General features: G+C 63.6%; 14 protein-coding genes. 9 read left to right on the forward strand and 5 right to left on the reverse strand.

The genetic code is table 11. The features are described from left to right. The first annotated feature begins 144 nt into the window (after positions 1-144). The 4 genes from H7U20_RS20585 to H7U20_RS20600 all read left to right on the forward strand — a co-directional run bounded on the left by H7U20_RS20585 (position 145) and on the right by H7U20_RS20600 (position 2,689). On the forward strand, positions 145-636 hold the full coding sequence (locus H7U20_RS20585; RefSeq protein ID WP_199761018.1) for a type II secretion system protein: 492 nt from the start codon (positions 145-147) through the stop codon (positions 634-636). Next, complete coding sequence (locus H7U20_RS20590) at positions 630-1,019, forward strand: type II secretion system protein (protein WP_199761019.1); 390 nt, start codon at positions 630-632, stop codon at positions 1,017-1,019. The genes H7U20_RS20585 and H7U20_RS20590 overlap by 7 nt, the downstream gene beginning before the upstream one ends. Continuing rightward, on the forward strand, positions 985-1,710 hold the full coding sequence (locus H7U20_RS20595; RefSeq protein WP_199761020.1) for a type II secretion system protein: 726 nt from the start codon (positions 985-987) through the stop codon (positions 1,708-1,710). The genes H7U20_RS20590 and H7U20_RS20595 overlap by 35 nt, the downstream gene beginning before the upstream one ends. A 502-nt stretch (positions 1,711-2,212) precedes the next feature. After that, positions 2,213-2,689: an FxDxF family PEP-CTERM protein gene (locus H7U20_RS20600; RefSeq protein WP_199761021.1), complete on the forward strand. Its 477-nt coding sequence runs from the start codon at positions 2,213-2,215 to the stop codon at positions 2,687-2,689. Positions 2,690-2,788: 99 nt separating this feature from the next. On the opposite strand, the gene murJ is transcribed toward H7U20_RS20600, so the two are convergent. After that, the gene (murJ, locus tag H7U20_RS20605; RefSeq protein WP_199761022.1) at positions 2,789-4,339 is read right to left on the reverse strand and encodes a murein biosynthesis integral membrane protein MurJ; all 1,551 of its coding nucleotides are present in this window, start codon (positions 4,337-4,339) and stop codon (positions 2,789-2,791) included. Between the two features lie 286 nt (positions 4,340-4,625). Between murJ and rpsT the strand changes: the two genes are divergently transcribed. Next, a complete protein-coding gene (gene rpsT / locus H7U20_RS20610; protein ID WP_093386488.1) occupies positions 4,626-4,892 on the forward strand; it encodes a 30S ribosomal protein S20 in 267 nt (88 codons plus the stop codon). Between the two features lie 92 nt (positions 4,893-4,984). Here rpsT and H7U20_RS20615 read toward each other — a convergent pair whose 3' ends face one another. After that, positions 4,985-5,431 (reverse strand): DUF192 domain-containing protein, encoded by a 447-nt coding sequence (locus H7U20_RS20615; RefSeq protein WP_199761023.1) that lies wholly within the window; start codon positions 5,429-5,431, stop codon positions 4,985-4,987. Positions 5,432-5,586: 155 nt separating this feature from the next. On the opposite strand from H7U20_RS20615, the gene H7U20_RS20620 reads away from it, so the two are divergent. Then, positions 5,587-5,841 (forward strand): hypothetical protein, encoded by a 255-nt coding sequence (locus tag H7U20_RS20620; protein WP_199761024.1) that lies wholly within the window; start codon positions 5,587-5,589, stop codon positions 5,839-5,841. 81 nt (positions 5,842-5,922) lie between these two features. On the opposite strand, the gene H7U20_RS20625 is transcribed toward H7U20_RS20620, so the two are convergent. Together H7U20_RS20625 and H7U20_RS20630 are read right to left on the reverse strand one after the other, a co-directional pair. Further along, positions 5,923-7,248: an HD-GYP domain-containing protein gene (locus H7U20_RS20625; protein WP_199761025.1), complete on the reverse strand. Its 1,326-nt coding sequence runs from the start codon at positions 7,246-7,248 to the stop codon at positions 5,923-5,925. A 104-nt stretch (positions 7,249-7,352) separates the two neighbouring features. After that, complete coding sequence (locus tag H7U20_RS20630; RefSeq protein WP_199761026.1) at positions 7,353-7,913, reverse strand: pseudouridine synthase; 561 nt, start codon at positions 7,911-7,913, stop codon at positions 7,353-7,355. 226 nt (positions 7,914-8,139) lie between these two features. Between H7U20_RS20630 and icd the strand changes: the two genes are divergently transcribed. Beyond that, positions 8,140-9,393, forward strand: a complete 1,254-nt coding sequence (gene icd / locus H7U20_RS20635) for an NADP-dependent isocitrate dehydrogenase (RefSeq protein ID WP_199761027.1) — start codon at positions 8,140-8,142, stop codon at positions 9,391-9,393. Positions 9,394-9,703: 310 nt separating this feature from the next. On the opposite strand, the gene cspE is transcribed toward icd, so the two are convergent. Next, positions 9,704-9,907, reverse strand: coding sequence for a transcription antiterminator/RNA stability regulator CspE (gene cspE, locus H7U20_RS20640; protein ID WP_010395943.1), 204 nt, complete (start codon positions 9,905-9,907; stop codon positions 9,704-9,706). A 322-nt stretch (positions 9,908-10,229) separates the two neighbouring features. On the opposite strand from cspE, the gene clpS reads away from it, so the two are divergent. Then, positions 10,230-10,532, forward strand: coding sequence for an ATP-dependent Clp protease adapter ClpS (gene clpS / locus H7U20_RS20645; RefSeq protein WP_008446470.1), 303 nt, complete (start codon positions 10,230-10,232; stop codon positions 10,530-10,532). After that, positions 10,529-12,832 carry an ATP-dependent Clp protease ATP-binding subunit ClpA gene (gene clpA / locus H7U20_RS20650; protein ID WP_099415676.1) on the forward strand — a complete coding sequence of 768 codons (2,304 nt, stop codon included), beginning with the start codon at positions 10,529-10,531 and terminating at the stop codon, positions 12,830-12,832. The genes clpS and clpA overlap by 4 nt, the downstream gene beginning before the upstream one ends. Positions 12,833-12,979 lie beyond the last annotated feature (147 nt).

Here is a 12,979-nt window from a genome sequence, read left to right on the forward strand (position 1 = left end):
CGACGCTCTTCCGATCTCGGCCGCAGCCGCGCCGGGCGCCGCCGCAAGCGGCGCGGCGGAGCAGCAGGGCGCCGCGCCGGCCCCGGGCGCGGCCCAGCCGCAGGCCTTGCCGGCGCCCGACATCGTCCCGGCCACGCCGGCGCCATGATGCTTGCCGTGGCGCCGCGCCGCCTCGGCGGCTTCACGCTGATCGAGTTGCTGGTCACCTTGGCCATCCTCGGCCTGCTCGGCACTTTGGTGGTGCCGGTGGCCCAGGTGGTCGGCCAGCGCCGCCAGGAACAGGAGCTGCGCCACGCGCTGCACCAAATCCGCCAGGGCATCGACGCCTACAAGCTGGCCTTCGACGAGGGCCGCGTCGCCAAGGTGCTCGGCTCGACCGGTTACCCGAAGACGCTGGAATTGCTGGCCGACGGCGTGCCCGACCTGCGCAGCCCCAAGCGCGCCAAGATCTTCTTCCTGCGCCGCGTGCCGCGCGACCCGTTCAACGCCGATAGCGAGCTGAGCGATGCCCAGACCTGGGGCCGGCGCAGCTACGCCAGCGAGGCCGAGCAGCCCAAGGAGGGCGAGGATGTGTACGATGTGTATTCGACTTCCGACCGGCTCGGCCTGAACGGCGTGCCCTACCGCAAATGGTGACCATGAAACTATCCGCCCGTCGCGGCTTTACCCTGATCGAGCTGCTGGTGGTGCTGGGCATCATCGCGCTGATGCTGACCCTGGCCGTGCCGCGCTACTTCCCCAGCATCGACAAGTCGAAGGAGGTGGTGCTGGCCGACAACCTGCGCAATCTGCGCGCCGTCATCGACCAGTACTACGGCGACACCGGCCGCTATCCCGACACGCTGGAGCAACTGGTCGAGAAGAAATACCTGCGCGCGCCGCCGCTCGACCCGATCACCGACAGCAGCAGCAGTTGGATCATCGTGCCGCCCGAGGACGGCATCAAGGGCGGCGTCTACAACGTCAAGAGTGGAGCGCCGGGCAATGACCGCAGCGGCCGACCGTACGCCGACTGGTAGCCGGCGCCAGGGCGGCTTCACCTACCTGAGCCTGATCATCCTGGTGGCGATGATCGGCCTGGTGGCGGCCAGCACGCTGAAGATGGGCGCGCTGCTGCAACGCGCCCGCGCCGAGCAGGAGTTGCTCAACATCGGCGCCGAGTTCAGCGACGCGCTGCAAAGCTATGCCAACGCCACCCCGGCCGGCCAGCCGCCGCAGCCGCCCTCGCTCAAGGAATTGCTCAAGGACCCGCGCTTTCCCGGCGTGCGGCGCCACCTGCGCAAATTGTTCGTCGACCCGCTGACCGGTTCGGCCGAGTGGGGCGTGGTGTATCTGGCCGACAAGGTCGGCGTGATCGGCATCTACAGCCTGTCCGACGCCAAGGCCATCAAGCTGAGCAATTTCCCGACGCGTTTCCAGGCCTTCGAGGGCAAGAGCATGGTGGCCGACTGGAAGTTTACGATGAACGGCAAGGCCGCCAGCACCGCCGCGCCGGCGTTGACGCCGCGTGGCGGCCCGGTGGCGCCGGCCACCGACACGGCCGGCGTGCCGGTGGCACCGCCGGTGACGGCGCCGGTCGCCGAGGTCGAAGTCGAGGTCGAGGTCGAGCCGCCACCCGCCCCCGCGCCGCCCGAGCCCGAGCCGCAACAGCCGCCGCCCGCCACCGAGGAAGCGCCGAGCGCGCCGATCGACCCGCGCAAATCCTTGTAGCCCAGGCCAGCCCGGCTTAGCCCGGTTCGGCCCGGCCCGGCCCGGCCCGGCCCGGCCCGGCCCGGCGTAGCGGGCGGGTCGCGCGGGCCGCGCTGGCCGGCAGCGGCGAAGGGGGAGGTGTGGTGTCGCGCCGACAATTCGGCGCAGATCGCTATCTAATTCCTCCCGGATATGAATTACATCAAACTAAATCGCTTGCTCATCCCTGTCATAGGGGAAACGGCGCGAAAATAGTGTCAATCAGGAATTAAAAACATTTCTAACAAGGTAATCTCGGCTGTTTCCAGCGTGTTTTATTGCATTGCAGCAAAACATTTCCTGCCATCTGAAAATAGTTGCAAAATAGTAATTTCAAATGGAATATTTATAAGACAAAACATGTAGATATGCTATTATTCGCTCAGCAGCACCCTAAGCTTTTTTTAAGTCTTACCTGAAACCTGTTAAACCAAGGTGGTTGGCGCAAGCGCAACCATGACTTTTTCCCTTTAAAGGACATCACATGAAATTGAAATTCATCTTCGCTGGCTTGCTGGCTGCAGCTTCGTTCTCCGCATCGGCTGGCGATCAAGGCATCAACGTCATCGCTGACGGCAAAACCCACAGCTTCGACGCAGTTGAAGGCGATGGCATCCTGTCGAACGGCGTTGACGTCATCTCCCTGCTGGGCCTGGGTGCCGGTACCTACCAAATCGGTCTGACCGTGTCGGGTCAAAAACTGTCGTTCGACGACGCAACTTCCAACCTGAACGGCGCCTTCGGTTCGGCAGTCAGCTTCGGCGGCCTGAAGTTCTACGGCGTTGAGTACAGCGGCCATGGTCCATTCGCCCTGAACCTGTTCGGCACCGCCGCAGCTGGCGCCGGTTACAGCGGCACCTACACCGTGACCGCCGTACCAGAACCAGAAACCTTCGGCATGCTGCTGGGCGGTCTGGCTCTGTTGGGCGTAGTTGCTCGTCGCAAAAACAAAGCAGCTTAAGTTTTTCTGCTTGAAAAAAAACCCGCGCAAGCGGGTTTTTTTTCGTCCCGACATTGCGCCGGCCCCGCCCTGGATCGGCGTCGAGCCGGCGCTGCCGCGCTAGCGGGCGATGCGGCGGAAGTCGCGGAAGCGGAAGCCCATCAGCAGCAGGGCGCCGAAATACACCAGGCCGCACAGGCAGATCAGCAGGAACAGGGCGCCGGCGCGCAGCAGGGCGTGCTGCTGCATGCCCAGCCAGTCGAGCTGGGCCGCGCCGTACCAGGCGCTCAGGCCCATCGCGGCGCAGGCCAGCAGCAGCTTGGCGGTGAAGGCCGCCCAGCCCGGTCGCGGCAGGTAGATGCCGCGCTTGCGCAGGCCGGTATACAGGAAGGTGGCGTTCAGGCAGGCGCCCAGGCCGATCGACAGCGCCAGGCCGGCCACCGCGATGTAGGGCACGAACAACAGGTTCATCAACTGCGTCGCCAGCAGCACGCCCAGCGCGATTTTCACCGGCGTGCGGATGTCCTGCTGGGCGTAGAAGGCCGGCGCCAAGGTCTTGACCAGGATGATGCCGATCAGGCCGATGCTGTAGGCCACCAGCGGCTGGGCCGACATGGTGGCCGCCTCGGCGCTGAATTTACCATAGTGGAACAGGGTGGCGATCAGCGGCACGGCCAGCGTGGCCATGCCCACGGCCGCCGGCAACGCCAGCAGGAAGGTCAGGCGCAGGCCCCAGTCGAGCAGCGAGGAGTATTCCTCCGCGTCGCCGTCGGCGTTGGCCTTCGACAGGCTGGGCAGCAGGATGGTGCCCAGCGCCACGCCCAGCAGGGCGGTGGGGAATTCCATCAGGCGGTCGGCGTAGGACAGCCAGGAGATGCTGCCCTCGGTCAGGCGCGAGGCGATGCTGGTGTTGATCATCAGGCTGATCTGGGCGGCCGAGACGGCGAACACGGCCGGCCCCATCTTTTTCAGCACGCGGCGCACGCCGGGGTCGCGCAGGCCGACGGCGGGATTGAACGACAGCCGTGGCAGCATGCCGATTTTGATCAGCGCCGGGATCTGCAGGCCGACCTGCAGCAGGCCGCCGACGAACACGGCGATGGCCATGGCGTAGATCGGCCGTTGCAGATGCGACTGCAGCAGCAGCGAGGCGGCGATGAAGCTCAGGTTCAGCAGCACCGGCGTGAAGGCCGGGATCTTGAATTGGCGCCAGGTGTTGAGGATGCCGCCCGACAGCGCCACGAAGGACATGAAACTAATATAAGGGAACATCAGCCGGGTCATCCAGACCGCCGCGTCGAAGGCCTCCGGCTGCTGGTTCAGGCCGGTGGCGATCAGGTAGACGAACAGCGGCGCGCCGACGATGCCCAGCGCGCTGACCAGCAGCGTGGCCCAGACCAAGGTGGTGGCGACGTGGTCGGCCAGCGTCTTGCTGGCCTCCTGGCCGTGCTGGCTCTTGTATTCCGACAGGATGGGCACGAAGGCTTGCGAGAAGGCGCCCTCGGCGAACAGGCGGCGCAGCAGGTTGGGGATGCGGAAGGCGACGATGAAGGCGTCGGTGTAGGCGCCGGCGCCGAAGGCGCGGGCGAACAGGGTTTCGCGCAGCAGACCGGTGACGCGGGACAACATGGTCATGCTGGAGATGGCGGCTAGGGTTTTGAGCAAGTTCATGGGGCGAGATTATAGCGGGCGGCTGACGCCGGTAGCGGCCGCCGGGCGGGAAAAGTTGTCGTAATTTACTCACCCGGCGCGGCCGGCGCAGCACTTTTCTGATTTTTGAATTGCTCAGTGCTAAAAACATCGCTATAATCGAAGGCTGTACAGAATTCTGTTACGCAGACACTAATGTTTGGCAGGCACTGGTTTGGCACACATGGTTCGGCAGACGCACTGAACGCACCTGTTTGACAAACAATAATGTTTGCAAACGCACTTTGACCCTGTTTTAGGAAATTCCATGGCAAATACCGCACAAGCGCGCAAACGCGCTCGTCAAGCAGTCAAGCAAAACGCACACAACTCGTCCCAGCGTTCGACCCTGCGCACGGCTATCAAAGCTGTTCGTAAAGCGATCCAAGGCGGCGACAAAGCGGCAGCAACCGCAATCTTCCAAGCATCCGTGTCGAAAATCGACAGCATTGCTGACAAGAAGATCATCCACAAAAACAAGGCAGCTCGCCATAAGAGCCGTCTGGCAGCTGCTTTGAAAGCACTGGCCGCTTAATTTACGCTGCTTGCGGTCTCGGCCGCAACCGTAACAAAGCAAGAACCCGCCTGACTTCGGTCAGCGCGGGTTTTTTCGCGTCGGCGTGCGCCTCAGCGCGCCGGCGGCAGGTTGCCGATCAGCATGCCGGGCTTGATGTGCTTCTGCTTGAACCAGCCCAGGTTCATTTCCAGCGCGTAGCGCACCGCCACCGCCTTGGTCGAGCAATGGTTGTCCAGGGTCTGCGCCTGCATGTCCTCGATGTTGACGATCTTGCCGGCGGCGTCGATGAAGGCCACCGACAGCGGCAGCAGGGTGTTCTTCATCCACATGCATTGGCTGGCCGGCGCGTCGAAGACGAACAGCATGCCGGCGTTGGGCGCCATCTTGTCGCGGAACATCAGGCCCTGTTCGCGTTGCGCCTCGTTGGCGGCCAGTTCGGCCTTGATCAAATGCATGCCGGCGCTCAGCTCGACGGTGGCGAAGCGGGCCTGGGCGGCGGCGGGGCCGGCGCTGGCCAGCAGCGCGGCGGCGCCGAGGGCGGCGAAGAGTGTTTTCATGGTGCTCGGGTGGGGGAGGGCGGAAAGCGCCGATTAAGCCATGCCGGCCGCTCAGCGTCAAGCGTGCGCGCGGCGCGGCGGCGCGGCGGCATTGTTGCGGACGTAAAAAAAGGCAGGACGCGCCTGCCTTCTTGCCATGCCGGGAAAACGCTTACTTGGCTGGAGCCGAAGCTTCCGCCGATGCCGAGGCGGCTTTCTTGGCTTTTTTGGATTTCTTTGCTTTAGGCGCCGATGCGTCGGCCGATGCCATGGCCGAAGCCGCAGGAGCCGATGCCATGGCCGAGGCGGAAGCGGATGCCGACGGGGCAGCGGCGAAAGCGGAAGCGGCGAACAGGGATGCAACCAGGGCGGCGATGATTTTGGACATTTTGAATTCCTTTGGCAGTTTAAGAAAACAGCGATTCAGGTGAATCTGGCTCATTAACGCGGCCTGGAAATTGTCAGTTGACACGTTTTTGCAAAAAATATGAAAGTATTTTTGCTGCGACGCATCATATTTCCGCCCTCCCGTTTGGGGTTTCCATAGCGCCGCGCGGCTGCAAATGTTGCAGCAAAGGGGAGAGGCACTGCGCCGGCAAATTTTTCAGTTCGGCCGCCCGGCGGTCGATCTCGTGGCCCAGGTCGTGCAACAGCCAGTCCATCTCGTCGAGCATGCTGCGCAGTTCGAGCAGGATGCCGGGATCGTCGCGCGCCACGTCGAGCATGCCGGCGACGTGCTCGGGGTCGACGCCGGCCTGCAGCATCAGCAGGCGGATCGACTGCATGCGCTCGAACAGGAAGGCCAGCGCCGAGTGCTCGGCGCCGTCGGGCGCCAGCTGCCGCTCGAAGCGGCCGCGCCAGTCGCGCCAGGCGTGCAGCAGGGCGTCCAGCCGGCCCAGCTGGGCCGCCGCCGGCCCGTGCGGCGCGCCGCTGGCGTCCTGCGGCGTGGCATGGATCAGGTCGCGCAGGGCGTCGACGGCGGCGTGGTCGAAGCGCGCCTGGTGCAGCCGGGTCAGCATGTCGAGGCGCGGCAGGTCGAAGCGCTGGATCACCGATTCGGCCACGTCGGCCACCGCCACCAGCCTGGCCAGCGGGGCGATCTTGTCGCCGCGCAGGCCGTGCGGGTAGCCGCTGCCGTCGAGCCGCTCGTGGTGCTGCAGCACCGCCTGCGCCGAGCGCGCCGGGAAGCCGGCCATCTCGCGCAGCAGCAGGTGGCCGCTGAGCGGGTGGACGTGGATGAAGCGGCGTTCCTCCGGCGTGATGTCGTGGCGCCGGTCGAGCAGTTCCGGGTCGGTGTGCATTTCGCCGATGTCGTGGCACAGCGCGGCGATCAGCAGCGCGTAGCGCTCGGCGGCCGGCAGGCGCAGCCGTTGCGCCAGGGCGAAGGCGATCATCGCGCTGCGCAGCGAATGCTCGAACATGGCGGGGCGCAGCTCGCGCATCACGGTCAGGCGCAGGCACAGCGGCGCCGGCAGCTTGAGCGCGGCCAGGCCCTGCTTGACCGCCAGCGGGTCGCCGCTGCGCGCCGCCAGGCGGGCTTGGACATTGTCGTGCTCAAGGATCTTGGCGGCCGCCAGCGCCAGGTCGCCGGCGTCCAGGCTGTGGCTGGTGCGCACCAGGCTGTCGAGCGGTTGCTGCAGCTTGTGCTGGGCCAGCCGCTCGAATTGCGGCTCGCTGATGACGCTGCCCCTGGCCGCCAGCATCATGCCGTTGCTTGAATAGATGTCGCACTCGGCCACCATCGCCTGGCGCCGCGCCAAGGCCGCCACCGCCTGCACGTAGTAGGGGTTCTCGGCGCCGGGCAGGGGCGCCGCGACGATGGTGTCGGCAGGAAGCATATGATCCCTCTATGCAGCATTTGCTGATGGACGGCAAGGGCGGTCCCACCTTCAATATACGCAATATCGGCGTCGAGTACATGCAAATAATATAACAGTGGCGGCTACTTGCCCAGCTCGGCCGCCGTCACCGTGGTCCATTCGCCCGGCAGCAGCGGGTGGCTGGCCAGCGAGATGGCGCCGATGGCGCTGCGCACCAGCCGCAGCGTGGGCAGGCCGACCGCCGCCGTCATGCGCCGCACCTGGCGGTTCTTGCCCTCCTGCAGGGTGATGGCCAGCCAGCTGGTGGGCTGCCCGGCGCGGCTGCGGATCGGCGGGTTGCGCGGCCACAGCCAGGCCGGCTCGGCGATCCGCACCGCCCGGCACGGCTTGGTGATGAAGTCGCCCAGGTCGAGCGGCGCCTGCAGCCGCGCCAGGCTGGCCGCGTCGGCCACGCCGTCGACCTGCACCAGGTAGGTCTTGGCCTGCTTGTGGTCGGGGTGGGCGATGTTGTGCTGCAGCTTGCCGTCGTCGGTCAGCAGCAGCAGGCCCTCGCTGTCGGCGTCGAGCCGGCCGGCCGGGTAGACCTTGGGGATGCTGACATAGTCGGCCAAGGTGGCGCGCCCGTCCTGGGCGGAGAATTGGCAGAGCACCTGGAAGGGCTTGTTAAATAGAATCAGAGACATGCTTGTATGAGGTCAAATGTGGTGTAGGCTTATGGGCCAGTGTCGTGCCAGTGTCGTAAAACCGTAGCGCCTAGTAAAATACTCGTGCATAATGTGAAACGCCTGTCTTATGTCTTATAGAAGAGTAAAGACGACCGTACCAAATTGGCAACCAATTCAGATTGCAGATCCAGCCCGGCGGCGCAGACCCTTGCTGCTTGCTGAGCGTCCCACTTCGGAGAACACGATGTATCAACATATCAAAGTACCTGCTGACGGCAAAAAAATCACCGTCAATGCCGATTTTTCCCTGAATGTACCAGATAACCCTATCGTTCCCTACATCGAGGGCGACGGCACCGGTGTCGACATCAGCCCGGTGATGATCAAAGTGGTCGACGCGGCCGTGGCCAAGGCCTACGGCGGCAAGCGCAAGATCAGCTGGATGGAAATTTTCGCCGGCGAAAAGTCGACCACCGTGTACGGCCCGGACGTCTGGCTGCCGGAAGAGACCCTGCAAGTGCTGAAGGACTACGTGGTCTCGATCAAGGGCCCGTTGACCACGCCGGTCGGCGGCGGCATCCGTTCGCTCAACGTCGCCCTGCGCCAGCAGCTCGACCTGTACGTCTGCCTGCGCCCGGTGCGTTACTTCACCGGCGTGCCTTCGCCGGTGAAAGAGCCGGAGAAGACCGACATGGTCATCTTCCGTGAGAACTCGGAAGACATCTACGCCGGCATCGAATACCAGCAAGGCTCCGAAGGCGCCAAGAAACTGATGGACTTCCTGATCAAGGAAATGGGCGTCACCAAGATCCGCTTCCCGGAAACCTCGGGCCTGGGCATCAAGCCGGTGTCGATCGAAGGCACCCAGCGCCTGGTGCGCAAGGCGATCCAGTACGCCATCGACAACGACAAGCCATCGGTGACCATCGTTCACAAAGGCAACATCATGAAGTACACCGAAGGTGGCTTCCGCGACTGGGCCTACGATCTGGCGCAAAAAGAATTCGGTGCCGAGCTGATCGACGGCGGCCCATGGTGCAAGTTCAAGAATCCGAAGACGGGCAAGGACATCATCGTCAAGGATTCGATCGCCGACGCCTTCCTGCAACAGATCCTGCTGCGTCCGGCCGAGTACAGCGTCATCGCCACCCTGAACCTGAACGGCGATTACATCTCCGACGCGCTGGCGGCGCAAGTGGGCGGCATCGGCATCGCGCCGGGCGCCAACCTGTCGGACTCGGTCGCCATGTTCGAAGCGACCCACGGCACCGCGCCTAAGTACGCCGGCAAGGACTATGTGAACCCGGGTTCGCTGATCCTGTCGGCCGAAATGATGCTGCGCCACATGGGCTGGCTGGAAGCGGCCGACCTGCTGATCTCCTCGATGCAGAAATCCATCGGCTCCAAGCGCGTCACCTACGACTTCGCCCGCCTGATGGAAGGCGCGACCCAAGTGTCGTGCTCCGGTTTCGGCGACGTGATGATCGAACACATGTAATCAACGTCGAGCCCGGCTCAACGCAGAACCCCGTCCTCGTCCGAGGGCGGGGTTTTTTCTTTGCCGGGCCAACATTTTCCGGCGCGGCGCCGGCGCCCGCCGGGTGTCTAAAAAATACCACGGTGCGAGCCCGCCGCGCCGAAAAAAACCGCATCCCGGCGACGGCCCGGCCGGTGCCGGGATGCGCGGACGGGCTGGCGGCGAGGCGCTGTGCCCGGCCCCGGCGTTCATCCTACACAACAGCCGCGCCCGCCGGCGGGACGAAAAAAAACCCCGCGGGGCGGGGTTTTCACTTCCGGTGCTGAACGACTTATGCAGCTTGGATGTTGGAAGCTTGCTTGCCTTTAGGGCCTTGCGTGACTTCGAACTGAACTTTTTGACCTTCTTTGAGGGTCTTGAAACCGTTCATGTTGATTGCGGAGAAGTGCGCGAACAAGTCTTCGCCGCCGTCATCTGGAGTGATGAAGCCAAAACCTTTGGAATCATTGAACCACTTAACTGTACCTGTTGCCATAAAAAGAACCTTCAAATAAAAACGAATCACACGAGCCATAAAAGCAAGAAGCTTCTTGCCCCCTCCTCACGCCTCACTTCTCATCAGCGCTAGCACAAAATCGCTAGGCCGATAACGCATTGTTGGCGGAACAATTTTTAAAGTCAAGCGCTTTTGTAAGCATTTTGCTATTTTTTCGACAATTAGCTTAAATGCAACTCTTGAATTTATCGATAGGGATGCCATCTGCGCACAGTCCAGAAAGCGCGTAAGATGGAAAACAATTGAATCGCGCTGTGAAATGCGCATTGCATCAACCACGAAAGCATTAGAATATAAGCGTATGGCAACCAAGCATGACACCGAAACACTGCTGGAGCGGCAAACGCTGAAGCCGCCACCCCTCTACCAGGTGGCGCTGCTCAACGATGACTACACGCCGATGGAATTCGTCGTCGCCATCATCCAGGAGTATTTCAACAAGGACCGCGAAACGGCGACGCAAATCATGCTCAGCGTGCATCGCTACGGCAAGGGAGTATGCGGCGTCTTTTCCAAAGACATAGCCTGTACCAAAGTGGAGTTCGTTTTAACGCATGCGCGCAAGGCAGGTCATCCCCTGCAGTGCGTGATGGAGGAAGTATGATTGCGCAGGAATTAGAAGTAAGTTTGCACATGGCGTTTGTCGAAGCCCGACAGGCACGGCACGAATTCATCACGGTGGAGCACTTGCTGCTGGCGCTGCTCGACAATCCGTCGGCGGCCGAGGTGCTGCGTGCTTGCGCCGTCAATATCGAGGATCTGCGCAAGACCCTGACCAACTTCATCGGCGACAACACGCCGACGGTGCCCGGCACGGGCGAGGTCGACACCCAGCCGACGCTCGGTTTCCAGCGCGTCATCCAGCGCGCCATCATGCACGTCCAGTCGGCCTCCAACGGCAAGAAGGAGGTCACCGGCGCCAACGTGCTGGTGGCGATCTTCGGCGAGAAGGACTCGCACGCGGTCTACTACCTGCACCAGCAGGGCGTGACCCGCCTCGACGTGGTCAACTTCATCTCGCACGGCGTGCGCAAGGACCAGTCGGCCGACAGCGCCAAGGCCTCCGAGGGCGTCGAAGAGGGCGCGCCGGGCGGCGAGGGGCAGACCAAGGAAAGCCCGCTCGACCAGTTCACGCAGAACCTGAACAAGGCCGCCGCCGAGGGCAAGATCGATCCGCTGATCGGCCGCGAGGACGAGGTCGACCGCGTCATCCAGATCCTCTGCCGCCGCCGCAAGAACAATCCGCTGCTGGTCGGCGAGGCCGGCGTCGGCAAGACCGCCATCGCCGAGGGCCTGGCCTACCGCATCACGCAGAACGACGTGCCGGAGATCCTGCAGAACGCCGTCGTCTACTCGCTCGACATGGGCGCGCTGCTGGCCGGCACCAAATACCGCGGCGACTTCGAGCAGCGCCTGAAGGCCGTCCTCAAGCAGTTGAAGGACAACCCGAACGGCATCCTGTTCATCGACGAGATCCACACCATCATCGGCGCCGGTTCGGCCTCGGGCGGCACGCTCGACGCCTCCAACCTGCTGAAACCGGCCTTGGCCAACGGCCAGCTCAAGTGCATCGGCGCGACCACCTACACCGAGTTCCGCGGCGTGTTCGAGAAGGACCACGCGCTGAGCCGCCGCTTCCAGAAGGTCGACGTCAACGAGCCGACCGTCGAGCAGACCGTGCAGATCCTGCGCGGCCTCAAGTCGCGCTTCGAGGAGCACCACGGCGTCAAGTACTCCGCCTCGGCGCTGTCCACGGCGGCCGAGCTGGCGGCCCGTTTCATCAACGACCGCCACCTGCCCGACAAGGCGATCGACGTCATCGACGAGGCCGGCGCGGCGCAGCGCATCCTGCCCAAGTCGAAGCAGAAGAAAACCATCGGCAAGGCCGAGATCGAGGACATCATCGCCAAGATCGCCCGCATCCCGCCGCAGACCGTCAACCAGGACGACCGCAGCAAGCTGCAGACCATCGACCGCGACCTGCGCAACGTGGTGTTCGGCCAAGACCCGGCGATCGACGCGCTGGCCTCGGCCATCAAGATGGCGCGTGCCGGCCTGGGCAAGACCGACAAGCCGATCGGCTCCTTCCTGTTCTCCGGTCCGACCGGGGTCGGCAAGACCGAGGTGGCCAAGCAGCTCGCCTTCATCATGGGCATCGAGCTGATCCGCTTCGACATGTCCGAGTACATGGAGCGCCACGCCGTCAGCCGCCTGATCGGCGCGCCGCCGGGCTATGTCGGTTTCGACCAGGGTGGCCTGCTGACCGAGGCGATCACCAAGAAGCCGCACGCCGTGCTGCTGCTCGACGAGATCGAGAAGGCCCATCCGGACATCTTCAATATCCTGCTGCAGGTGATGGACCACGGCACGCTGACCGACAACAACGGCCGCAAGGCCGACTTCCGCAACGTGATCATCATCATGACCACCAACGCGGGCGCCGAGAGTCTGCAGAAGACCTCGATCGGCTTCACCAACTCGAAAGAGGCGGGCGACGAGATGGCCGACATCAAGCGCATGTTCACGCCGGAGTTCCGCAACCGGCTGGACGCGACGATCAGCTTCCGCGCCCTCAACGAGGACGTGATCCTGCGCGTCGTCGACAAGTTCCTGATGCAGCTGGAAGAGCAGCTGCACGAGAAAAAGGTCGAGGCCATCTTCACCGAGAAGCTGCGCAAGTTCCTGTCGAAGAAGGGCTTCGATCCCTTGATGGGCGCGCGGCCGATGTCGCGCCTGATCCAGGACATGATCCGCAAGGCGCTGGCCGACGAGCTGCTGTTCGGCCGTCTGGTGAGCGGCGGCCGGGTCACCGTCGACCTCGACGAGAAGGACCAGGTCAAGCTGGAATTCCCCGAGTCCGACCCGGCGCCGACCCTGCCGCCGGAGACGGTGGAAGTGGAATAAGTTGTCCGCCCGGCCGCTGCGGCGGCTGGCCAAAAGCCCGCGACATGCAAATGCCGCGGGTTTTTTTTTGGAGCCTGGAATGTGTCGAAGTCACCGACAAGCCCACAGGCGAAGAGCCGGGGTCAGACCCCGAGGGGTCTGACCCCA

It is taken from the genome of Rugamonas violacea, from assembly GCF_016461825.1.
GTDB lineage: Bacteria > Pseudomonadota > Gammaproteobacteria > Burkholderiales > Burkholderiaceae_D > Rugamonas.

Coding starts and splice junctions, on each gene's coding strand:
- H7U20_RS20585 (WP_199761018.1), top strand. CDS start 145: ATGATGCTTGCCGTGGCGCCGCGCCGCCTCGGCGGCTTCACGCTGATC.
- H7U20_RS20590 (WP_199761019.1), top strand. CDS start 630: ATGGTGACCATGAAACTATCCGCCCGTCGCGGCTTTACCCTGATCGAG.
- H7U20_RS20595 (WP_199761020.1), top strand. CDS start 985: ATGACCGCAGCGGCCGACCGTACGCCGACTGGTAGCCGGCGCCAGGGC.
- H7U20_RS20600 (WP_199761021.1), top strand. CDS start 2,213: ATGAAATTGAAATTCATCTTCGCTGGCTTGCTGGCTGCAGCTTCGTTC.
- murJ (WP_199761022.1), bottom strand. CDS start 4,339: ATGAACTTGCTCAAAACCCTAGCCGCCATCTCCAGCATGACCATGTTG.
- rpsT (WP_093386488.1), top strand. CDS start 4,626: ATGGCAAATACCGCACAAGCGCGCAAACGCGCTCGTCAAGCAGTCAAG.
- H7U20_RS20615 (WP_199761023.1), bottom strand. CDS start 5,431: ATGAAAACACTCTTCGCCGCCCTCGGCGCCGCCGCGCTGCTGGCCAGC.
- H7U20_RS20625 (WP_199761025.1), bottom strand. CDS start 7,248: ATGCTTCCTGCCGACACCATCGTCGCGGCGCCCCTGCCCGGCGCCGAG.
- H7U20_RS20630 (WP_199761026.1), bottom strand. CDS start 7,913: ATGTCTCTGATTCTATTTAACAAGCCCTTCCAGGTGCTCTGCCAATTC.
- icd (WP_199761027.1), top strand. CDS start 8,140: ATGTATCAACATATCAAAGTACCTGCTGACGGCAAAAAAATCACCGTC.
- cspE (WP_010395943.1), bottom strand. CDS start 9,907: ATGGCAACAGGTACAGTTAAGTGGTTCAATGATTCCAAAGGTTTTGGC.
- clpS (WP_008446470.1), top strand. CDS start 10,230: ATGGCAACCAAGCATGACACCGAAACACTGCTGGAGCGGCAAACGCTG.
- clpA (WP_099415676.1), top strand. CDS start 10,529: ATGATTGCGCAGGAATTAGAAGTAAGTTTGCACATGGCGTTTGTCGAA.